The sequence below is a fragment of the Paulownia witches'-broom phytoplasma genome (genome assembly GCF_019396865.1).
Lineage (GTDB): Bacteria > Bacillota_I > Bacilli_A > Acholeplasmatales > Acholeplasmataceae > Phytoplasma > Phytoplasma asteris.
This window is the reverse complement of record NZ_CP066882.1, coordinates 26,007-49,678: the sequence shown is the minus strand read 5'-3', so window position 1 is coordinate 49,678 and position 23,672 is coordinate 26,007. Positions and strand designations below refer to the sequence as shown.

At 34.4% G+C, this 23,672-nt stretch carries 15 protein-coding genes, 6 tRNA genes and 3 rRNA genes; all 24 read right to left on the bottom strand.

Annotated features, from left to right (window positions below):
* Positions 1 to 3,822 (bottom strand): DNA-directed RNA polymerase subunit beta, encoded by a 3,822-nt coding sequence (locus HGD80_RS00325; protein ID WP_219474969.1) that lies wholly within the window; start codon positions 3,820 to 3,822, stop codon positions 1 to 3.
* 171 nt (positions 3,823 to 3,993) lie between these two features.
* A complete protein-coding gene (gene rplL, locus HGD80_RS00320; RefSeq protein ID WP_219474966.1) occupies positions 3,994 to 4,371 on the bottom strand; it encodes a 50S ribosomal protein L7/L12 in 378 nt (125 codons plus the stop codon).
* 44 nt (positions 4,372 to 4,415) lie between these two features.
* Positions 4,416 to 4,925 (bottom strand): 50S ribosomal protein L10, encoded by a 510-nt coding sequence (gene rplJ / locus HGD80_RS00315; protein ID WP_219474965.1) that lies wholly within the window; start codon positions 4,923 to 4,925, stop codon positions 4,416 to 4,418.
* Positions 4,926 to 4,964: 39 nt separating this feature from the next.
* Entirely contained in the window at positions 4,965 to 5,657 is a 693-nt protein-coding gene (rplA, locus tag HGD80_RS00310) for a 50S ribosomal protein L1 (protein ID WP_219474963.1), read from the bottom strand.
* A gap of 93 nt (positions 5,658 to 5,750) precedes the next feature.
* On the bottom strand, positions 5,751 to 6,176 hold the full coding sequence (gene rplK / locus HGD80_RS00305) for a 50S ribosomal protein L11 (protein WP_042067774.1): 426 nt from the start codon (positions 6,174 to 6,176) through the stop codon (positions 5,751 to 5,753).
* Between the two features lie 197 nt (positions 6,177 to 6,373).
* Positions 6,374 to 6,988, bottom strand: coding sequence for a transcription termination/antitermination protein NusG (gene nusG / locus HGD80_RS00300; RefSeq protein WP_219474960.1), 615 nt, complete (start codon positions 6,986 to 6,988; stop codon positions 6,374 to 6,376).
* Between the two features lies 1 nt (position 6,989).
* A complete protein-coding gene (gene secE / locus HGD80_RS00295; protein WP_219474958.1) occupies positions 6,990 to 7,400 on the bottom strand; it encodes a preprotein translocase subunit SecE in 411 nt (136 codons plus the stop codon).
* Positions 7,401 to 7,416: 16 nt separating this feature from the next.
* Positions 7,417 to 7,563 (bottom strand): 50S ribosomal protein L33, encoded by a 147-nt coding sequence (rpmG, locus tag HGD80_RS00290; protein WP_034172136.1) that lies wholly within the window; start codon positions 7,561 to 7,563, stop codon positions 7,417 to 7,419.
* A gap of 262 nt (positions 7,564 to 7,825) precedes the next feature.
* On the bottom strand, positions 7,826 to 8,533 hold the full coding sequence (gene rlmB / locus HGD80_RS00285; protein ID WP_219474955.1) for a 23S rRNA (guanosine(2251)-2'-O)-methyltransferase RlmB: 708 nt from the start codon (positions 8,531 to 8,533) through the stop codon (positions 7,826 to 7,828).
* 5 nt (positions 8,534 to 8,538) lie between these two features.
* Positions 8,539 to 10,986 (bottom strand): HAD-IC family P-type ATPase, encoded by a 2,448-nt coding sequence (locus HGD80_RS00280; RefSeq protein WP_225904369.1) that lies wholly within the window; start codon positions 10,984 to 10,986, stop codon positions 8,539 to 8,541.
* 84 nt (positions 10,987 to 11,070) lie between these two features.
* A complete protein-coding gene (locus HGD80_RS00275) occupies positions 11,071 to 13,218 on the bottom strand; it encodes a polyribonucleotide nucleotidyltransferase (RefSeq protein ID WP_219474952.1) in 2,148 nt (715 codons plus the stop codon).
* Between the two features lie 298 nt (positions 13,219 to 13,516).
* A tRNA-Asn gene (locus tag HGD80_RS00270) sits at positions 13,517 to 13,593 on the bottom strand.
* Positions 13,594 to 13,599: 6 nt separating this feature from the next.
* Positions 13,600 to 13,675, bottom strand: a tRNA-Val gene (locus HGD80_RS00265).
* 25 nt (positions 13,676 to 13,700) lie between these two features.
* A 5S ribosomal RNA gene (gene rrf / locus HGD80_RS00260) occupies positions 13,701 to 13,809 on the bottom strand.
* A 35-nt stretch (positions 13,810 to 13,844) separates the two neighbouring features.
* Positions 13,845 to 16,710 (bottom strand): 23S ribosomal RNA (locus HGD80_RS00255).
* A gap of 63 nt (positions 16,711 to 16,773) precedes the next feature.
* Positions 16,774 to 16,849 (bottom strand) — tRNA-Ile (locus tag HGD80_RS00250).
* 105 nt (positions 16,850 to 16,954) lie between these two features.
* Positions 16,955 to 18,487 (bottom strand): 16S ribosomal RNA (locus tag HGD80_RS00245).
* Together the 16S, 23S and 5S rRNA genes with 4 tRNA genes alongside form the textbook arrangement of a ribosomal RNA operon.
* A gap of 114 nt (positions 18,488 to 18,601) precedes the next feature.
* A tRNA-Tyr gene (locus HGD80_RS00240) sits at positions 18,602 to 18,685 on the bottom strand.
* A 361-nt stretch (positions 18,686 to 19,046) separates the two neighbouring features.
* On the bottom strand, positions 19,047 to 20,627 hold the full coding sequence (locus HGD80_RS00235; RefSeq protein ID WP_219474950.1) for a YidC/Oxa1 family membrane protein insertase: 1,581 nt from the start codon (positions 20,625 to 20,627) through the stop codon (positions 19,047 to 19,049).
* A gap of 18 nt (positions 20,628 to 20,645) precedes the next feature.
* Positions 20,646 to 20,993 (bottom strand): ribonuclease P protein component, encoded by a 348-nt coding sequence (gene rnpA, locus HGD80_RS00230; protein ID WP_219474948.1) that lies wholly within the window; start codon positions 20,991 to 20,993, stop codon positions 20,646 to 20,648.
* 180 nt (positions 20,994 to 21,173) lie between these two features.
* On the bottom strand, positions 21,174 to 21,308 hold the full coding sequence (gene rpmH / locus HGD80_RS00225) for a 50S ribosomal protein L34 (protein ID WP_219474946.1): 135 nt from the start codon (positions 21,306 to 21,308) through the stop codon (positions 21,174 to 21,176).
* A gap of 224 nt (positions 21,309 to 21,532) precedes the next feature.
* Complete coding sequence (gene proS / locus HGD80_RS00220) at positions 21,533 to 22,957, bottom strand: proline--tRNA ligase (RefSeq protein ID WP_219474944.1); 1,425 nt, start codon at positions 22,955 to 22,957, stop codon at positions 21,533 to 21,535.
* 382 nt (positions 22,958 to 23,339) lie between these two features.
* A tRNA-Ser gene (locus HGD80_RS00215) sits at positions 23,340 to 23,431 on the bottom strand.
* A gap of 154 nt (positions 23,432 to 23,585) precedes the next feature.
* Positions 23,586 to 23,659: transfer RNA gene (locus HGD80_RS00210), tRNA-Cys, on the bottom strand.
* Positions 23,660 to 23,672: the final 13 nt, after the last annotated feature.

Below are 23,672 nucleotides of genomic sequence, written 5' to 3'. Positions count from 1 at the left end.
TTAATTATAACCTTCCTTTTTGTAATCAATTAAGGATTTATTAACTTCATTTTCTTTAGTATCTGTTTTGATTAGTTCTACATACAATCCTAAAGATTGCAATTCTTTAATGAAAACTCGGAAACTTTCAGGAATGCTTGGTTTAGGCAGTGGAGTTCCTTGCACGATGGCGCTGTAAGTTTTGTTTCTACCTACAATATCATCACTTTTAACTGTTAAAATTTCTTGTAAGGTATGAGCAGCTCCATAAGCATAAAGCGCCCATACTTCCATTTCACCGAAGCGTTGTCCACCGTTTTGGACTTTTCCTCCCATAGGTTGTTGGGTCACTAAAGTGTATGGTCCTACGTTTCTGGCATGGAGTTTGTCATCTACCATGTGAGATAATTTAACCATATACATAACTCCTACAGAAATACGACTGTCATAAGGTTCGCCGGTGCGTCCGTCATATAAAACCATTTTGCCATCAGGATCTAAATTGGCTTCTTTCATGATTTCTTTAAGGTCGTAGTCATTAACGCCGTCAAAAACAGGAGTTGCCACTTTGATGCCTAATTTTTTGGCAGCCATTCCTAAATGGATTTCTAAAATTTGTCCAATGTTCATCCTACTAGGAACTCCTAAAGGATTTAACATGATATCAATTGGGGTGCCGTCTGCCATATAAGGAAGGTCTTCTTTAGGTAAGATGCGAGAAATTACACCTTTGTTTCCGTGGCGTCCTGCCATTTTGTCGCCTTCGTTGATTTTACGTTTTTTAGCGATGAAAACACGGATGTTTTCGTTGACACCAGCAGGAAGAACATCACCGTTTTTTCTGGAGAAATAATGAACACTTTGAACGATCCCCCCTTCACCAAAAGGAACCCTTAAAGAAGAGTCTTTGTATTCGCGGGCTTTTTCACCAATTACAATTTGAATTAATTTTTCAGAAGGAGAAGGTTCAATGTTTCCTTGAGGAGTTATTTTACCTACTAAAATATCTCCTTCTTTAACTTCGGAACCAGGAATAATAATTCCTCTTTCGTCAAGGTTTTTAATAGCATCAGCGCCCACGTTGGGAACTTCTCTAGTGATTTCTTCTTGACCGCTACCTTTTTTTAATTCTCTAGTTTGAACTTCGTATTTATCAATGTGGATGGAAGTGTAGACATCGCGTTTGACTAATTCTTCTGACATAATGATGGCATCTTCATAGTTATAGCCTTCCCAAGTCATAAAAGCCACTGTAACATTTCTGCCAAGTGCTAATTCGCCTTGAGATGTAGAAGGTCCACTTACTAAAATATCGCCTTCATTGATTTGTTCTCCCAAAACTACAATCGGTTTTTGCAATACTAAAGTGTCTTGGTTGGATTTGGCAAAATTGATGAGGGTGTATTTGGCTTGGTGTTCTTTGTAGTTGTTCTCGTATAAAGCCTTGGCTTGGGCGTAGGTAAATTCTTGGGTAGTATCGTAAAGGGTTTTGCCATTTAATAAAACATTTTGGTTGGGTTTTTTAGTGATAATTATTTTTTGAGCATCAACATAAGTAACAAATCCTGATTCGCGGGCAATAATTAAGCAACCTGAGTCTTTGGCAGCACGATATTCAACACCTGTTCCTACAATAGGAGATTCAGGGATTAATAAAGGGACTGCTTGACGTTGCATGTTGGCTCCCATTAAAGCTCTGGAAGCGTCGTTGTGTTCTAAAAAGGGGATCGAAGAAGTTGCAACAGAGACAATTTGTTTAGGAGAAACGTCAGCATATGTTATTTGGCTTCTTTCAAAAATGCCTGTTTCACCGTTTCTACGAGCAATTATTTTTTTGTCTTTAAAAGCATTATTGGCATCCAAAACAAACCCAGATGAGGCAATAATTTCTTCTTTTTCTTGGTCAGCTGTTAAATAATCTATGTGGCGCGAAAGGATAGTTTTCCCGTCTTGGTGCAAAACCTTAAAGAAAGGAGTTTGGATAAAACCGTACTTATTGACTTTGGCATAAGTGGAAAGGGATGTGATAAGTCCGATGGAAGGTCCTTCAGGAGTTTCAATGGGGCATAATCTGCCGTAGTGGGAATTGTGCACGTCGCGCACTTCAATGCCTGCACGATCACGATTAATTCCTCCGATACCTAAAGCTGATACCCTTCTTTTTTGGGTTAATTCTGCTAAAGGATTGATTTGATCCATGAATTGAGATAAGCGTGAACTTGTGAAAAAAGTTTTGATTACACTCATTAAAAAAGTAAAATTAACTAGGTCGCCTGGACCGTTAACTTCGCTGAATTTGCTAGTGGAAATCATATCTTTGATATTTTTTTCAGCTCTGGTAAGACCAATTCGGAATTGGTTTTTTAACAATTCTCCAATTAATCTTAAACGACGATTCCCTAAATGATCAATATCATCAACAGTGCCTACGTTTTCATAAAGATTCAAATAATAATTAATACTTGCAATAACATCTGATAAAGTGATGTGTTTTTTGGTTTCTCTTTGGTCGTTTCCAATAAGTTTGACTTTGTGATATAGCTTGCCTGATTCGTCTTTTGAAGTATAGACTTCTAAAATTTCGTTAAAAACTCCTTGACGGTCTGCTTCTTTTTGATAAATATCTTTAGTTCCTAAGAAAAATTTAGATACTTTTTCATCAAGAGTGTGAATATTGTGTCTTAAATGATTGATAATATCGTCGTTAACTAAAGTATCTTTAGCTACTAAAACTTCACCAGTGCGAGAGTTGATGATGTTAGTTTTGGTGAATAATTCGTTTTTTTGGGGGTCTTTTTTATATGCTAAAATCTCTTCATCAGTTTCGTTTTCTAAATTATGTTTAGCGTCGAAGATTTCTTGGAGCAAAAAATGACGATTTTGTTTCAGGATTGCAATTTTTTCTTTGGTTAAAAGTTCGTCTTGTGCAATTATTATTTCTTGAGTTTCGGGATTGACAAAATCACAAGCTAAATAAGTGTTTTCAGCTCGGGTAAGAACGTCTAGTTTTTTGTTAAATTTGTATCTTCCCACTTTAGCCAGGTCGTATTTTTTTTGATCAAAAAGTCTTGTTCTGATAAAATCTCTAGCAGTGTCGACAGGAACTTTTTCGCCTTGACGGATTTTAGAATACAGTTCTACCAAAGCATTGTCTGAGTCCATATCAGTTTCTTTATCAAAAACAGAATCAAGGATAGCGCTTTTGCCAAAGACATTTTCGATTGCTTCTTTGCTGTCAAAACCTAGAGCATAAATAAAATTAGACAAGGGGATTTTTTTGGAACGATCTAGTTTGGCATACAAAATTTCTTTAGAGCCTTCTTCGTATTCAATCCAAGCACCACGTGAAGGAATTACTTGTCCAGAATAAGTGGTTCTGTTGAGTTTGCTGTCAAAATTACCTGCAAAATACACGCTAGCGGAACGTACAATTTGAGAAACTACTACTCTTTCAGTGCCGTTGATAACAAAATTCCCAGTGGGAGTCATTAGAGGCAATTCAGTAAGTAAAATATTGCTTTGTTTAGTTTCGCCAGTTAAAACATTTTCTAAAGTAGTTTTGACAAATAATTGGGCAACATAACTTATATCTTTAATTTTAGTTTCTTCAATGCTATATTTTGGGGGTGCTAAAAAATAATCATCAAAGTGAATTTTTAAATCCCCATTATAACTTTCAATAGGACAAAAATCCTGCAACAATTCTTTAATACCGTGTTTTAAAAACCAATCAAAAGATTGGTTTTGAATTTCAATTAAATTGGGCAAATCAACATCATAAATTGTTTTAGAATAATTACGACGTTGTGCTTTTTTGCCATATTTGACATTATGATAACCCATCTTATGCTCCTATAAATTATTAATTGGTAGTTTGTTTTGCCAAAATCTTTATTTTTAATTGTGTCTTTGCGATTTTTGGGTTTTGGGGGGTTGGGGTATAAAAATAAAAACAATGCAAGACTAAAAAACCTGAGAAAACTCAGGTTTTTATATTACTTACAAGATAATAATTTATTGAAGTTCAACAACAGCTCCAGCTTGTTCTAACTTGTTTTTGATATCTTCTGCTAAAGCTTTGGAAACATTTTCTTTTACTTTAGAGTCAGGAACTTTAACAAAATTAGCAGCATCTAGCAAGCCTAATCCTGTTACTTCGCGCACTGTTTTGATAACAGCAAGTTTCTTTTTTTCATCAAAACTTTTCATAACTACTGTGAATTCGGTTTTTTCTTCTACTTCAGCTGCATTATTTGCTCCAGGAGCTGAAACTGCTAAAGCAGTTGGGTCAATTCCAAACTCTTCTTTCAAACCATCTAATAATTCTTTAATCTCTAATAAAGACATTTCTTTTAAAGCCGATACAAAAGCTTCTTTCGTTAACTTAGCCATGTCAATCTCCTTTGTTATAATCTTTTCATTCATAAATTAATTGTTTATTGTTGGGGGTTTTCTTGTTCTTTGGTTTGTACTAACATATTTAGACCAATTGCTAAATGTTGCAAAGGTGCAAACATTGAAGCAGCTAAAAGCGCTAACATTTGTTCTTTTGAAGGCAAAGTAGCTAAGGTGTTTATTTCTTGCAAGGAGACAATTTTTTGTTCCACGATGCCAGAAACTATTTTAACTGCTTTATTTTTTTTAGCAAAATTATAAATCGTTTTGATTGGTTCTAATAATTCTTGGGGACTAATAATTAAAGCTTTTGCCCCTTTTAAAAAGGTAACTAAATCAGCTTGTTTGGCGTTGGTAACAGCTCTTTGCATGATGTTTTTGGGATATACTTTTACTTCACAACTAGTTTTTTTTAACTCACGACGCAGTTGCATAAAAGAGCTTACCGGTAAGCTTGCATATTCAAAAACAATAACTGTTTTGGCAGTGCTAATTTTTTCTTGCAAAAGAGCAACTGAATCTATTTTTTTGGCTAACTGAGGTTTTATCATGATTATGCCCTTTTCCTTCCTTCAAAATTTTGATCTTGATTATTGTGAAATTGTAACAGGGTCAATTTTAATACCTGGTGCCATCGTAGTTGAAATAGTAACACTTTTAATGTAAGTGCCTTTCACTGTACGAGGTTTAACAGTCATTAATTGAAGATATAAAGTTTTTAAGTTTTCTAGTAATTTTGTCTCATCAAAAGAAACCTTACCTAATATGGCGTGAATATTCCCGCTTTTGTCTAGGCGGTATTCAATTTTACCATTTTTAATTTCTTTGACTGCTTGTAAAACATCATTTGTTACAGTACCTGTTTTAGGATTAGGCATTAGTCCTTTGGGTCCTAAAAGACGCCCTAATTTACTTAATTGCATCATCATTTCGGGAGTAGCAACTAAGACATCAAAATCAAACCAGTTTTTGGCAATTTTATCAATTAAATCTTGGTCGCCTACGTAATCTGCTTGGGATTCTTGTGCTTGTTTAGCTTGTTCTCCTTTAGCAAGAACTGCTACTTTTAAGACTTTGCCAGTGCCATGTGGTAAAACTAAGGCTCCTCTTAAATTTTGATCAACTTTTTTAGGATCTAAATTTAGATGAAAAGCACATTCTACCGCAGCATCAAATTTAGCAACTTGAGTTTGTTTAGCTAAGCTAATAGCTTCTTGAAGCGGATATGTTTTTTTAACATCAAACATTTGTAATGATGCTAAATATTTTTTGCCTCGTTTCATCGCAGTAATTCCTTTCTCAAAACAACTTGACATTTTTTAGAAATTTTTTTAATTTGAAATTTGAATAATTGGGGTAAAAACTATTTTAATATTTTAATCTTTTACTAAAATTCCCATATTACGAGCTGTGCCTTCAATGATTTTGCAAGCTTTTTCAACGCAATAAGCATTTAGGTCTGGAAGCTTTAAATTGGCGATTTCTTCTACTTGTTTGTGGGTGATAGTAGCTACTTTGGTTTGGCTTGCATTAGCAGAACCAGATTCAATTTTAGCAGCTTTTTTTAAAAGATCGCTTGCTGGAGGAGTTTTAGTTACAAAAGTAAATGTTCTGTCCTCATAAACAGAAATGATAACAGGGATAACGAAACCCATTTGATCTTTAGTTGTTTCGTTAAATTGGGAACAAAAAGCAGGAATATTAACTTGGGCTTGCCCTAAAGCAGGTCCTACTGGAGGAGCTGGATTAGCTTTTCCTGCAGGAATTTGTAATTTTACCGTTTTAACAACTTTTTTAGCCATAAAAAACCTTTCTTTGGAACGGGGACTTGAAATAAAAAACTTGATAATTTGAGTTGTTTATTCTTTGTTTGCGTTTCATTAAATTTGGAATATTGTTGATATTGTCACATAAAAAAATATGATAAAATTTTTTAGACAACTTATTTTAAAATAAATTTTAAATATTTGATAAAAAAATGTTAGAAATTATGAAAAAATTAAGATATTTCTTTGAAGTCGTTGAAAGAAATTTCTACTGGAGTTGCTCTACCAAACAAATCTACTTCCACTGTCATTTTTTCACGGTCGTCATCAATACTTGATACTTGCCCTATTTGACCCGAAAAAGAACCAGAAATAATTTCTACTTTTTTGCCGATAAAATTTTTATAATCGGGTTTATTGATGATGCCCATTTTTAATAAAACAGGATTGATTTCGTTTTCAGATAAAGGAACTGGTTTAGAACCCATCCCGCTGGAACCTAAAAAACCAGTAATTCGCGGAGTGTTTCTGACAACAAACCAAGATCGGTCAGTAATCATCATTTGAATAAAAACGTACCCGGGGTACATTTTACGCTCTTTTTTAACCTTTTTTCCATCCAAACGAGTTTCATAATATTCTTCTTTGGGAGACAAAACATTAGATACTAAATCACCTATGCCAATGCTTTCGACTCTTCTTAACAAATCGCCTTTTACAACATTTTCATAACCTGAATAAGTTTGAGCAATATACCATTTAAGGTGACATGTATTTTGGGAGTCTTTTTCTTGATCTTGTTGTTCTTGCGATTGTGTCTCTTTTATTTGTTTTTCTGTTTTATTCATTTTATTTGCTCAACAAATTTTTGATTTTAAGACAAAATTGGGTTAATTTGCCAACGACATAAGAATCTATGGCATTAACAAAAAGGATTAAGAACAATGTGAAAAAAATAACTTGTAATGTTTTAAACAAAATTTGTTTTAAGGAAGGCCAACTAATGTTACAAATTTGCAAAAATGCATCTTTGAAAAAAGCAAATGAACTTATCGCAAAAATAAAAACACTCAAAAGAACTAAAGCACAAGGCAATGCCCAATGCATAGTTTCAAACTGTTTTTGTTGCCATAATTGCCCACAAAGAGCAAGAGACAAAATAGAAGTGGTAATTAGTAAAATATTGAGCCAACTATATTCTCTTTTGATTACTTCTAATAACTGATTTGGTTTGTTTTCGCTTACTATTTTAATTCCCATAAAGTTAAAAACTCCTTTACTTAGTTTCTTGATGCAAAGTGTGCTTGTTGCAATAAGAGCAATATTTTTTTAAAGTTAAACGTTTTGAGTTTTGATTGGCTCGTGGTTTGGTGTTGTAATTGCGGTTTAGACACAAAACACAAACTAAAATATTTTTTTTCAAAAAAATAGCTCCTTTTATGTTAGAAAGTTAAAAAAAACATTAATTTATTTTCAAAACATCTTTTTTTATTATATCATAAATCAGTGTTTTTGTGCAAAAAATAAAATATAAAAATTGCTTTGTGCAAAAAAATATCCCGGGAAGAAAATATTTGGAATGTTGGATGAAAGATGGTAAGAAAACTAACAGTAACCCAAATTAGATAAATGATTAGCTGCTTAAAAAAGCTAGTGATTAGTTTGTTTTTTGGAGGAGGCAAGGGTTAATTATCGCCAAAAATAAAAGTGGAGTAGATCATTAATGCAGCAGCAACACTTACATTTAAAGAATTGATTTTTCCATACATAGGAATTTTAACCAACAAATCACATTGCTGTTTTAATAAATGTCTAATACCTATTCCTTCGTTGCCAACAATAATAGCCAAAGAACTGTTTTTAGGGATTTGGTGAAAAGATTGGGAAGAATTGCTATCGGTACCAACGATTAAAACTTGATTTTTTTTTAGTTTTAAAATGGTTTGATGCAAATTAGTAACTAAAAAAACTTTAGTGTATTCCAAGGCACCACAAGAAATTTTGGCAACTGTGGAATTGAGTGGGACTTGATGTTTTTTACTCATAATAACACCATCCAAAGCACAAGCTTCAACAGTTCTTAAAATGGCTCCTAAGTTATGAGGGTCATTAATGGCGTCTAAAATTAAGAATTTTTGGAATTTGGCAGAATCTAAATAAGTGTCTAAGTCGTAAAAAGTGTAGTCACAAACATTGGCAGCGACTCCTTGATGGTTTTTTTGTTTGGTTAGATCATATAAAAACTTTTTGTCAACTAATTGATAAGCAATATTGTGTTTTTGCAAAAACATTATAAAAAGATGGTCTTTAATTTTTTCATCTAAATATAGTTGATAAATTTTTCTCTGCGCTTTAATTGCTTCTTTGATGGGGTTTTTTCCGTAAATAATCATATTAATTATTTGTTTTCTTTCGATTTTGTAGTTTTTGTTGGATGGGGTTTTTGGGAGATTTGGGTTATGACAAGGGATAAAATGATGATTAAAACTAATAAAACTTTTTCAAGTTTATCGAATTGAGACATTTCTTCAAAAACATCCAAAATAAATGAAGCTGTCATAAATCCTATTAACATTGCTACAAATAAAAGTAATTTAGCTAGATTTAAAGGTTTAGAAATTCTAAATAAAACAGTAAATAAAATGAAGGTGGAAAGCAAAATGACAAAATTAGAAACTGTTTCTAATTGTTTGAAATCGGGAGTTTGGGTTGATACAAAACCAATTCGCACACCAAAAGTTAAGACATAACTAATAAAAGCTAGACTTGCATAGGGAAAGGCTTTTTTGAGATTATTAAGTAAAAAGTTTTTGCTGATAATTTCGTTGTTTTTTTCAAAAGATAAAAAAAGCGAAGGAATGCCAATTGACCAATAATCCATGACAAATTGTAATTTCAAAGGTGATAATGGATAGTAGCAAGGACGCCTTAAAAAATTAAATAAAATAACAGCAACTGCAAGCATAAAAGCAATAATAGTTTTGGTACAAAACAAAATAGAGATTTTATCTAAATTGTTAATAATTCTTCTGCCTTCAAAAACTACTTTAGGCATGGAAGAAAAATTAGAATCCATCAAAACTAAATTAGCAATATTACAAGTAGCTTGGCTGCCTGATGCCATCGCAATGGAAAGATCGGCTTCTTTTAGGGCTAAAATATCGTTTACACCATCGCCTGTCATGGCAACTTTTTGTCCTGCTTGTTTAAAAGTTTGGATTAAGATTTTTTTTTGTTGGGGCGAAGTTCTTCCAAAAACATTATATTTAGTAGCTATTTGGATAACTTCTTGGTCAGAAAGCCCTTCTAAACTGATGGTTTTATAAGCATCAATAATACCTACTCTTTGAGCTATTTGAGAAACTGCCACATGATTATCACCAGAAATTACTTTAACACAAACGCCATTTTTCTGGAAAAAATCAATGGTAGCAACTGCGTCTTTTTTAATAGTATCTTTGATGATAATTAAAGCTAAAGGAATGCATGGGATGTCGTGTAATTTTTGGTTTTTACAAGTTATTTGAGAAATACAAGGCTCAGGGCTTTTGGCTAATAAAAGCACTCGATAACCTGATTTAGTGTAAGTTTCAAAATCTTTTTGAATAAGGTGAAAATTGTTTTTTAAAATGAATTCAGGAGCCCCCAAAAAAATGGTTCCTAAATTGTTAAATTCAACTGCACTATATTTTCTTGTGCTAGACAAAGGAAGATTTTGGGAGGGTTGATAAGGAGTTGAAGCAGGAAAAGTATTGGGGCTAAATTTGTTTATTAAAGCATTATAAGTACTATTAGAAGTGGGGCAAGCAGATAAAAAAGAGTTCATTAATTTAGTAAAATCAAGTTCTTTAGGGTGATAAGGAATGACTTTTTTAACTTGCATAGTTCCATCAGTAATAGTTCCTGTTTTGTCGAGGCATAAAGTGTTTATTTGAGCTAACATTTCGATTCCAAATAGATTTTGGGCATAAGTTTTTTGTTTTGCTAAACGTACAAAACCTACTGCCAAAGAAATGTTAGTCAGCAAAAAAAGTCCCAAAGGAAGCATTGCTATCATCATACCACACAAACCTAGTAAGGAATTTTGCCTGAAACCTGATATTTTATTATTTTCTTTATTAAAAGCAAAAAAAGCTAAAATAATAGCAAAAAGTGTGACGAAAATAATGATCGTTTTGATTAAAGAAGATAAGTTTTGCATTAAAGGAGTGGTCGGTTTTTTGTATTTTTTAGCTTCTTGGGAAACTTTTTCAATATACATATCACTTCCTACAGCTACAATTTCGGCATAACTTTGACCTGATACCACGTAGCTACCAGAGTATAAAAAATCATTTTCTTTTTTGATAACTAATTTAGATTCACCAGTTAAAAGTGATTCGTTAACTTCTAAAACACCCGATTTTACCTTGGCATCAGCTGCAATTTGTTCTCCTGTTTCCAAAAATAAAAGATCTCCCAAAACTAAATCAGAAGAAAAAACCTTTTCTTTTTGACTATTTCTTATTACTTGAGAATGGTTTTTTATCAACAAAGATACTTTGTCAAGAGTTATTTTAGCTTTAATTTCTTGAATAAAACTAATAAAAACATTGGTTAAAGAAACTACTAAAAAAAATAAATGTTCATATTGTTCTATGAAAATAATGATTAATGCTACAATTAAAATCAACAAATTAAGATAATTAAATAAATTACTAAATAAGATATCTTTAATACTTTTAGAATTTTTATAGTTAGAAACATTAACTTGACCCGCAGTTTTTTTTTGTTCTACTTGCTTGTTAGTTAGTCCTGTAAAGTTTTGTTTTGTTGCGATATTGGGATTATTTAAATATTCATTCATGCACAACCACCACACTTTTCTTAAATGATATCGGTATTTTTTTTATAAATTAATGGGTATTGGTAATAATTTTTGAAAGCCAAACTAAGAGTTTTTTTCTTGTGTATTTTTGGGCAAAAGCAAAAAATCAATTCTTCCGCGGTCGTTGATTTTGGTGCATTTAACCGAAACCGTTTCACCTATTTTTAAAACATCGGTGATTTTTTGAAATTTCATTTGATTAAGGTGGATAAGTCCTTCGATTCCTGGACAAACTTGTGCCACAGCTCCAATCATTTTTCCTTGTTTGTCACTTAAAAAACGCAAAATAGAGGCTTGATAACAAGTGCCTATTTGAATTTCTTGGATTAAACTTTCAATAAAAGCGACTGTTTTTTTGACTGTTTCTAAGTTGGAATGCATTAAAAAAACGCGTCCGTCTTGTTCAATATCGATTTTTACACCATCATGAGATTCAATAATTTGATTGATGATTTTGCCACCACTTCCAATAATATCACGAATTTTTTCTGGTTTGATTTGCATCATACAAACTTTAGGGGCGTACTTCGAAACTTCTAAACGAGGTTGAGAAATTGTTTGGCTCATGTGTTCTAAAATATGAAGGCGTCCTTTTTTGGCTTGCAAAAAAGCTTCTTGCAAAATTTTAAAAGGGATTCCTTGAATTTTAAGATCCATTTGTAAAGCAGTAATTCCTTTATTGGTGCCTGCGATTTTTAAATCCATGTCTCCAACGTGGTCTTCTAAACCTTGGATATCGCTTAAAATAACGTATTTATTCGTTGCTTGGTCAAAAACTAATCCTACTGACATTCCTGCAACTGCTTTTTTTAAAGGAACTCCTGATGCCATTAATGCCAAAGAAGAAGCACAAACAGTGGCTTGAGAAGAAGAGCCGTTAGATTCTAGAATTTCAGAAACTACTCTAATAGTGTAGGGGAAGTCTTTTTGTTCGGGCAAAACTTGAGATATGGCTTTTTCGGCAAGAGTGCCGTGTCCGATTTCTCGTCTACTAGGGGCAGTATAACGACCAACTGCACCAACTGAAAAAGGAGGAAAGTTGTAATGAAGCATAAAACGTTTATTTTGTTCGTCGCTTAGACCGTCAATAATTTTGCTTTCTGATAAACATCCTAAGGTCACTGCAGCAAGGCTTTGGGTTTGTCCTCTAGTAAACAAAGCAGAACCATGAGCGCGGGGCAACAAATCAATTTGAGATTCAAGAGTTCTTATTTCTTCTAATCCTCTTTTATCTGGTCTTATTTTTTCTTGCAAAATTAAAGAACGTGTTTCTTGTTTGGATAATTTTTGAAATAGAGTTTCTGTTGTTTGTAAATGTTTTTTGTGGGCTTCGTAATCAAAAACAGTGGTAGTGTCAATAGTTTTGAAAAAAGGAGTTTGTTTGGTTTGATCTAGGATTTGTTCTTTTAATTGCTGTAAATCGTTTTTGCTGTTGCAACTTAAAATAGCTTGTTTAACTTGGGATTGGTGTTTGGCAAAAAAGGCTTGTTGTTGGGTTTGTTCGATTTGTTGCAAGGTGTTTGTTATTTTAGCAGGTGCAAATTGTTGCTTGATATTTTCTTGAAATAAGCACAGTTTTTTAATATATTGGTGAGCAAAATTAATGGCTTCTAAAAAGTCTTGTTCGCTAACTTCATTGGCGTGTGCTTCTATCATAGTAACGTTGTGTTTGGTACCTGCAACCATCAAATGTAGAGTAGAATTGACAAGTTGTTGCAAAGTAGGATTGATGATAAACTTGTCGTTGATTTTTCCTACATAAACTCCGGAAATAGCTTCAAAAAAGGGGATTTCAGAAATCAATAGAGTAAGAGAGCTTCCAAGCATGGAGGCAAGCTCGCTTTTAAAATCAGGGTCTAGGCTTAAAACTGTATTAATTACTTGCACTTCTTGTTGAAAATAATCAGGGAATAGGGGGCGTAAAGAACGGTCGATGAGGCGTGAAGTGAGGATTTCGTGATCGTTGGAACGTCCTTCTCGGCGTAAAAAACTGCCAGGAATTTTTCCAGCAGCATATAATTTTTCTTGATAAATAACAGTAAGAGGTAAAAAATCAAGATTATTGGGTTTGCGACTAAAAACAGTAGTTGTAAGAACCACTGTATCTTGGTAGCGTACTAAAATGGAAGCATCAACGTTTCTGGCGTAAGTTCCTATTTCGACTTGAAAAGAATCTTTTAAATTAGTAGTTTCAAAAACTTTTTTTAACACTTGAGATACTCCTTTAAGTAACTGGGTTGGGGTTGGGGGAATTTTGGATGTGATAAAAAAATATATAAAAATAAAAAGCTAGAGTTTGAATTGATTTCAACAAACTAGCTTAATAATTAGATAATTATTTTAATTTTAAGTGATATTTATAAAAAAATCAATTTAAAATTATTTTCTTAAAAAAAGAGAATTTTGTTAAAAAAATAAGCCAATCATTGATTGTAAAATTGACTTAATAAATTAGAAAATACTAATTTAAAAATGGGTTTCAAGGACAAAAGAAAAAACACAACAAAGATGGCGCCCACGCTAGGACTCGAACCTAGGACCCTCTGATTAACAGTCAGATGCTCTAACCAACTGAGCTACGTAGGCAGTTTTTGGTAGAGGATGAGGGACTTGAACCCCCGACATTCTGCTTGTAAGGCAGACGCTCTCCCAACTGAGCTAATCCTCTTTTTTATTCTTTTTTATAAAGCAAACCTTGGCACTCCCTATCTTCGCTCAATAAAGAACTATTTTCAGTACTAAGGACTTAACTGCTGTGTTCGGGATGGGAACAGGTGTTGCCCCTTAGTTTTATGCACCAAGGATCTTTCAAAACTAGATAAACGTTAGTATTTAAAAAATCAAAGTCAATGGGTCTATTAGTACTAATCAGCTGAAAAGATCACTCTTCTTACACCTCTAGCCTATCAACCTGATAGTCTTTCAGGGACCTCATAGGGAAATCTCATCTTAAGGGAGGCTTCACACTTAGATGCTTTCAGTGTTTATCCCTTCTATACATAGCTACTCAGCTGTGGCTCTGGCGAACCAACTGAAACACCAGCGGTATATCCATCCCGGTCTTCTCATACTAGGGACAGTTCCTTTCAAATTTCCAACGCCCACGACGGATAGAGACCGAACTGTCTCACGACGTTCTGAACCCAGCTCGCGTTCCGCTTTAATGGGCGAACAGCCCAACCCTTGGAACCTTCTCCAGCTCCAGGATGCGATGAGCCGACATCGAGGTGCCAAACCGCTTCGTCGCTGTGAACGCTTGGAAGCGATAAGCCTGTTATCCCCAGGGTAGCTTTTATCCGTTGAGTCACGGCCCTTCCATTCGGTACCGTAAGATCACTAAGTCCGACTTTCGTCCCTGCTCGACTTGTAAGTCTTGCAGTCAAGCTCCCTTGTGCCTTTATGCTCTACAAATGATTTCCAACCATTTTGAGGGAACCTTCGAACGCCTCCGTTACTATTTAGGAGGCGACCGCCCCAGTCAAACTGCCCACCAAACACTGTCCCTCACATTACACATGTGCAGGTTAGAAACTAAAAATAACAAGGGTGGTATCCCAAGGATAACTCCAGAAAAACTAGCGTTTTTCTCTCACAGTTTCCCACCTATCCTGTACATCTTATTTCCAATTTCAATATTAAGTTGCAGTAAAGCTCCATGGGGTCTTTTCGTCCTGTCGCGGGTAACCGGCATTTTCACCGGTAATTTGATTTCACCGAGGCTCTTGTTGAGACAGCGCCCAAATCGTTATGCCTTTCGTGCGGGTCGGAACTTACCCGACAAGGAATTTCGCTACCTTAGGACCGTTATAGTTACGGCCGCCGTTTACTGGGACTTCAATTCAATGCTTCGTTGCCTGACATCTCCTTTTAATCTTCCAGCACCGGGCAGGCATCAGCCCCTATACATCACCTTGCGGTTTAGCAGAGACCTATGTTTTTGATAAACAGTCGCTTGGGCCTATTCTCTGCGGCTTTTAGTTTTAATAAAAGCTCTCCTTATCCCTAAGTTACGGAGTAATTTTGCCGAGTTCCTTAACAAGAGTTTGCTCGCGCGTCTTAGTATACTCTACCTACCCACCTGTGTCGGTTTGCGGTACGGGTAGTTAATCAATTAATCCCTAGAAGCTTTTCTTGAAAGTATGACATCAATCACTTTACTTTCAAACCTTGTCTTTAAATGAGAAAACGGATTTGCCTGTCTTCTCAAACTTAGTTTTTCTACCCCAATCCAATAAGGGGCGTGTTTAGCCTGCTTTGTCCCTCCGTCAGTTGATTAACTAGTGCAGGAATCTCAGCCTGCTTGCCATCGATTACGGATTTCTCCCTCACCTTAGGACCCGACTAACCCAGGGAGGACGAACCTGGCCCTGGAAACCTTGGGTTTTTGACGGATAGGATTCTCACCTATCTTTTCGTTACTTACACCGGCATTCTCACTTCTGACCTCTCCACCACTGCTTCCGCTATGGCTTCACTGATGTCAGAACGCTTCCCCTACCATTCAAATAACTAAGAAGTTATTTCAATCCGTAGCTTCGGTATGATGTTTTAGCCCCGGTACATTTTCGGCGCAGAGTCATTCGACTAGTGAGCTATTACGCACTCTTTAAAGGATGGCTGCTTCTAAGCCAACCTCCTAGTTGTTTAAACGTCTTCACTTCCTTTGCCACTTAACATCAATTTTGGGACCTTAGCTGACGGTCTGGGCTCTTTCCCTTTTGACCATGGACCTTATCACCCACAGTCTGACTGCTGATTTTATTTGGTAACATTCGGAGTTTGATTGAGTTCGGTACCCCGAGGTGGAGCCCTTACTCATTCAGTGCTCTACCTTCACCAAATTACTAAATCAACGCTAGCCCTAAAGCTATTTCGGGGAGAACCAGCTATCTCTGAGTTCGATTGGAATTTCACCCCTAGCCACAAGTCATCCAAACACTTTTCAACGTGTCCTGGTTCGGTCCTCCATTTAGTTTTACCTAAACTTCAACCTGCTCATGGCTAGCTCACTTCAGTTTCGGGTCTATGACATGCAACTAAACGCCCTATTAAGACTCGCTTTCGCTACGGCTCCGTTCCTTAAAACTTAACCTTGCTCCATATCATAACTCGCCGGTTCATTCTGCAAAAGGCAAGCCATCACACATTAACGTGCTTTGACTAATTGTAGGCACACAGTTTCAGGATCTATTTCACTCCCCTTTCGGGGTTCTTTTCACCTTTCCCTCACGGTACTAGTTCACTATCGGTCACTAAGAAGTATTTAGTCTTAGGAGATGGTCCTCCCATCTTCCGACAAGATTTCTCGTGTCTCGCCGTACTTATTGATACCCTAGATTTTAACTTACGTTTACGGGACTGTCACCTTCTTTGGTGCTTCTTTCCAAAAGCTTCTGCTTCGTTAAAATTTTGTAACTAGAAATGGTATCAGGCTGTTCCGAGTTCGCTCGTCACTACTACCAGAATCGTTATTACTTTCTTTTCCTACGGTTACTTAGATATTTCAGTTCGCCGCGTTTCCTTTCTTCTAACAAGATAAATCGTATTAGAAGAATATTACATCTTCAATGTAATGGGTTTTCCCATTCGGAGACCCACGGATCTTCACTTATTTACAGCTTCCCGTGGCGTTTCGCCGTTAATTGCGTCCTTCATCGGCTCTTAGTGCCAAGGCATCCACTGTGCGCCCTTAGTTCCTTTGATTTTTTAACCTTCGTTTATCTACTTTTCAAAGAGCTTTTTTAAGATTTTGCCTATTTGTGGTTATGGTGGCCTAAATGGACTTGAACCACCGACCTCACGCTTATCAGGCATGTGCTCTAACCAACTGAGCTATAGGCCCTTAATCTTAAAAAGATTAAAATGTTGAAAATACAATTTGCAAGCAAGTTACAATGAAAAACTTTCTTAAGTCTCTCAAAACTGAAGATGATAATTGTTTCCTTAGAAAGGAGGTGATCCATCCCCACCTTCCGGTAGGGATACCTTGTTACGACTTAACCCCAATCATCGACCCTACCTTAGACGGTTCCCTCTTCTTGCGAAGTTAGGCCACCGGCTTTGGGTATTGCCAACTTTCGTGGTTTGACGGGCGGTGTGTACAAACCCCGAGAACGTATTCACCGCGACATGCTGATTCGCGATTACTAGCGATTCCAACTTCATGAAGTCGAGTTGCAGACTTCAATCCGAACTGAGACTGTTTTTTTGAGATTCGCCAAAAACTTGCGCTTCAGCTACCCTTTGTAACAGCCATTGTATCACGTTTGTAGCCCAGGTCATAAGGGGCATGATGATTTGACGTCGTCCCCACCTTCCTCCAATTTATCACTGGCAGTCTTGCTAAAGTCCCCACCATTACGTGCTGGTAACTAACAATAAGGGTTGCGCTCGTTGCGGGACTTAACCCAACATCTCACGACACGAGCTGACGACAACCATGCACCACCTGTGCAACTGATAACCTCCACTGTGTTTCTACAGCTTTGCAGAAGCATGTCAAGACCTGGTGAGGTTTTTCGGGTACCTTCGAATTAAACAACATGATCCACCGCTTGTGCGGAGTCCCGTCAATTCCTTTAAGTTTCATACTTGCGTACGTACTACTCAGGCGGAGTACTTAATGTGTTAACTTCAACACTGGTTTTAACCAACGTTTAGTACTCATCGTTTACGGCGTGGACTACCAGGGTATCTAATCCTGTTTGCTCCCCACGCTTTCGTGCCTCAGCGTCAGTAAAGACCCAGCAAGCCGCCTTCGCTACTGGTGTTCCTCCATATATTTACGCATTTTACCACTACACATGGAATTCCACTTGCCTCTATCTTACTCTAGCTAAACAGTTTTTATAGCATCACAATGTTGAGCATTGCACTTAGACCATAAACTTATTTAACCGCCTACGCACCCTTTACGCCCAATAATTCCGGATAACGCTTGCCCCCTATGTATTACCGCGGCTGCTGGCACATAGTTAGCCGGGGCTTATTCATTAGGTACCGTCAGAATGATTTTTCCATCATTTATTCTTCCCTAATAAAAGAACTTTACGTACCGAAATACTTCATCGTTCACGCGGCGTTGCTCGGTCAGAGTTTCCTCCATTGCCGAAAATTCCCTACTGCTGCCTCCCGTAGGAGTTTGGGCCGTGTCTCAGTCCCAATGTGGCCGTTCAACCTCTCAGCCCGGCTACACATCATAGTCTTGGTAGGCCTTTACCCCACCAACTAACTAATGTGACGCAAGCTCCTCCCTAAGCATACCTATTGCTAGGTCTTTTAAAAACAAGAAGATGCCTTCTTGTCTCCTATCCAGTCTTAGCAGTCGTTTCCAACTGTTATCCTCGTCTTAGGGGCAGATTGCTTACGCGTTACTCACCCGTTCGCCACTAAAGTTTAATTGCTTAAACTTCCGTTCGACTTGCATGTATTAGGCACGCCGCCAGCGTTAATCCTGAGCCAGGATCAAACTCTTCGTATGTTACAAAATTGATACATCAAAAATTGCTTTTTGGTGTTAATTTTAAGGTGTTAAAAAATAATTAAAAATATTCGTTAATTATCATCTTCAGTTTTCAAAGATTAAAAAAATTAATGGTGAAGGGAGGTGGATTCGAACCACCGTACCTTACGGAACAGTTTTACAGACTGCTGCGTTTAGCCACTTCGCTATCCCTCCGAAATTGCTTAACAATTTCAAATTTATTTACCTTAGATATTATAGCACATATAAAAATGAAAAGCAAGCTTTTTTGATTTTTTTTTAAATTTTAATTTGGGTTGTTATTTTTGATAGGAATTTGGGGTTTGGAAAAAGATATTTTGGAATTGGATAATGGTGTTTGAAATATTTTTTTGCAAAATAAAAAATATATTTATGAAGAAATTATCCTAACTAAATATGTTGCTTTCCAAAAAATGTTTTTTAAAAATTATAAGGATGAAAATTAAGAACTGCAGAAAAAAATATAAAAGTTTTGTTTGTTTTTTACTTAGTTTGATTTTTGAATTTTTGCAAGTATTGATGAAGGAAAAAGTTTTTATAAAGCGTTTTGTTTTAATGCAAAATATTTTTGTTGCATCTTTTTTCTAGTGAGCAAAGTTTGGAAAATAGTATAGGTGTTCCCAACAATCCAATATAAAGACAATATTGGGTTAGAACGCGAGAAAAATACCATCATTAAAATCATAACAACACTCATAATTTTCATGCTTTTTTCTGATTGTTTAGCTTTTTGTTTTTGTTCTGAAGTCAAATGATAAGAAGGGGTTTTTAAATAATCTGGTTTTTTAAAACTAATTTTATTCAAAATAAACATCGTTGCTCCCACTAAAAAAGAAAGCAAAAAGATAACAAAAGCATTATTGGGATTAGAAGGGTTTAAATTGATGAATCCTAAAAAGGGCTTTTCAATTAATTTATCAGTTGCAAAAATACCTCCAGGAATAATAAAGCGACTTAAGGTTTGATTAATTGCAATAAATAAGGGAAGTTGCAAGAAAGACAATAAAAAGCCCCAAAAAGAAAAATTATTTTTGCGATAAACTTTAAAAATTTCTAACTGCATTTTTTGAGCTGAGGCAGGATCTTTTTTGAGAGCATATTTTTGCTTTACTTTTTCAATTTCGGGCTGAATTAAACTCATATTCATACTCAAAGTACTTGTTTTAGTATAAATAGGCCAAGTTAAAGTACGGATGAAAATAGTAGCTAAAACAATTCCTAACCCTAAGTTGCCAAAAAACATACCAGAAGCACCAGAAACTAAGAAAGTTGAGAAAAAATATAAAAAAGAGCCAATTGAAATTATTAAAACATTCCAAAAATAACCAAACAGGCTCCATTCCAGTCTAGAAGGAAATTGAATTGGAACTGAAGAATTAGTTATAAAAAGTTTTCTAGATATTAAATGGTCGTTATTGTTGTTTGTAAATTTAATATCAATGTTAGATGAATCATTATTGGAAGTGTTTTTGATATTTTCTGCATAATGATCTTTGTCAAAATCTAATTTTATATTTTCTAAAGAAAGAGGGGTTTCATCTTCATATGTTCTAAATTCTAATGCATCTTTTAATTCTTTTTTTTGATATTTATTGTTTTGAATATAATCATTATTAGTGCCTGCAGAAACTGTTAAAAAATCCTTCATTAATTTATTTTTGAATTCGGTTTTTTCTTTATCGTTTTTATTTTTAAAAACATCAGCATCTGGTTTAAAAGTTAAAAAATATTCTTTTGTATTTAATTTATTAGAAAGATCAAAATTAGAAACATCTTCTACTTCAGGATCTGGTTTTTTCATTAAACCAAAAAAATATTTTGCTTGATTTTTTTTATTTAACATGCCTTTAAATTCGTCTTGCATAGCTATTTGAATTTCTTTCTTTTTGTTATTGATAACATAAACCACAAAAATATCAGCACATTCATTTAATTTAGAAGGAACATTATTTGTAAAATATTCTTGATATTTTTCGCTACTTTTAAAAACAAAAACTTTGTCAAAAACTTCTATTTTTTCACGCTTTGGAGGAGTAAGGAGCCAAAAAAATAACCCGAATAGAAAAATTGCTAAAAATAAAAACTTTTTTTTTGAAGAATGATTTCTAACATCCATTTTAATTAACTCCTTATTTTAGTTATTTGAAAGTAATATGCGAGTTTTGGTAGCAAATTGCAAAAAGAAAGTTTTTAATTGTTGAAAAGTTAGGCTTTTAGCTTGAGCTTTAATAACAATAACAAAAAACATTTTGGGGTTAAGGCAAGGAGAAACACTCCTAATAATTGCTCTTAAACGACGTTTAATTAAATTTCTTTCGTGGGCTTTACCATATTTTTTGCCAACACTTAAAGCAAATTTAAAATGAGGAAAGGCAGTTTGTTTGGCGTAATAAATAATAAAAAGGGAGTTTCCGTATCTTTTTTTAGATTTAAAAACAGGGGTGATTTCGCTTTCTTTTTTAAGAATATATTTTCTTTTCATCTTCTTAATAATCCTAAAATTCTTAACTTTTATATTCAAAACATCAATTCACCATTTTAAAAAATATAAATTCCACAATTATTAATGATACAATAGCAATAAAAAGAAATTTATCAAAAAACACCGAAAAAGCGGTGTTTATTTTTGGTTTGAATTAATCAAAATCAAGTTAGTTTGATTTTAAAATGTTAGTTGCAAACGTCCTTTAGCTCTTCTTCTAGCAAGAACTTTGCATCCTCCAACAGTTGCCATTCTGGCTCTAAAACCATGAGTTCTTTTTCTTTTGATTTTACTAGGTTGATATGTTCGTTTCATAAAAAACCTCTTTTCTATTTAACACACTTCCTTAATTATAGCTTTTTTAGTATGAAATGTCAAGCCTAAAAGTTTTGAATAATTAAAAAATAGTGGTTGTGGGGGTCAAAATGTAAAAATAAAATGTTTATAAAAAGAAAGAAAATATTTGGAGAAATGATTTAGTATTAAATGTGTTGAAACTTTTTGGTTGGCTTTTATAACAAATCATTTTTAAAATAATTTCAATAAGCTCTAGCAAATAAGACAGTTTGAAGGGCTTTTTTGTTAGTAACAGGGCAGTTAGCAGTAATTAAATTAGTTTCTAAAATAACTCTGGCAGTAGCTCCTGTTTCTTGTTTAATTTGCAATTCGGCATCAGTTCCTGAAATACTCATTGCTACATAACCACCTTGTTTGAGATAAGTTTTAAATTCTTCATAAGTGGTAGCTTGTTTGCGATTTTGTTCTAAATGTTGCAGTGCTTTTTGATACATGTTATTGTGGATGGTTTCAAATAATTGCGGGATTTGAGATGGCAAATCTTTGGTTTTGATATTTTGTTTGGCGAAGTTATATCTTTGAAAAATAGTAACTTCATCATTTTCTAAACCACGTTTGCCAATTTCTATACGCAAAGGAACACCTTTAAGTTCATATTGACTAAATTTCCAACCAGCAGTTTTGTCTTGTAGATCGAGATGAACGCGATAGTTTTTTTGAAGGATGGAAAAGAGGTTTTCGGATGTTTGTTTTACTGCATCATCTTGAGGTTGCAAAGGAATGATTACAATTTGCATAGGAGAAACATAAGGCGGTAAAACTAGTCCTTCATCATCGCTGTGAACCATAATTAAAGCTCCAATTAAACGTGTAGAAACACCCCAAGATGTTTGATGAACATATTTTTTTGAATGGTCGCAATCTTGAAATTGGATTTGAAACGATTTAGCAAAATTAGTACCTAAGTAATGAGAAGTTCCTGCTTGAAGAGCTTGTCCGTCATGCATTAACGCTTCGATAGAATAAGTGATGAGGGCTCCAGCAAATTTTTCTGTTTCGGTTTTTTTGCCACATACAAAAGGAAGGGCTAAAAGGTTTTTGCCTAACTTTTGATAAATATCAAGGATGGATAAAGTTTGCTGCATCGCTTCTTGTTCGGTAGCATGCACAGTGTGTCCTTCTTGCCACAAAAACTCTTTACCTCTTAAAAAAGGTTTAGTCGTTTTTTCCCAGCGAACCACATTGCACCATTGATTATATAACTTAGGTAAATCACGATAAGAAGTGATTGTTTTAGAATAATATTGAGAAAATAAAATTTCTGAAGTAGGGCGAATCACTAGTTTTTCGGATAAGTTTTTTTTGCCTGTAGTTTTTATCATTGCTGCTTCTGGAGAAAATCCTTGAATATGATTTTTTTCTTTGTGAAATAGTTTTTCTGGAAAAACTAACGGAAAATAAACATTTTGATGACCTGTTTTTTGTAAAGTACAATTAAGATGTTTTTGAATATTTTCCCACAAAGCATAACCATAAGGAAGATAGATAATAAAACCTTTTGCCTCAGAATAAGCTATTAATTCAGCTTTAAGACAAACATCTGTATACCATTTTCCAAAATCAGATGAGCGAGCAGTAACTGTTTTAACTCGTTTCATTGTTTTCATTTTTGCATTACCTTTGTTTAGTTATAATATATTATAAATATTTTAATTAATGTGTTATTTGTGTTGGTTTCAGGGAAAGAACAAACTATAAGCAAAAATATTATAACATGAAAAAATAATAAAAAATAAATATTTAAAAGCATAATGATGACTTGTAAATGAAGGTCTTTTGAAAATATTTATTTTTTAAAGAATCTAACAATTCTTTTATTTCGATTTATAATAATGTTGTTATAGTTTGGAAATGACAAGAAATAATTGCAGTTGAGATGATAATTTGGTAATCCATAATAAAAAAAGGGGGGGATAAAAGTTTTTTTATTGATTAAAAAAAATACCAGATATTTATTAAAAAATAAAGGATAAAAAAATAAATTCAAAATGGCGGAGCAGAAGGGATTCGAACCCTTGCACCGATTTCTCGGACTACGTCCTTAGCAGGGACGCCTCTTATATCCACTTGAGTACTACTCCTAAATTATATTGTATAGATTTGCAAAATAAAAAAATAAATAGGTGAATGTAAGCAAATATAAAAAATAAAAATAAAAAAAGAGGGGATGAAAAAAATATTAATTGAGATGTGTTAAAAAAATATCCCAAAAGTGGATTAAAAAAATAAAATAAATGGAGGCCCTGAACGGATTTGAACCGTTGATCAAGCTTTTGCAGAGCCATGCCTTACCACTTGGCTACAGGGCCAAACATCGCTTTA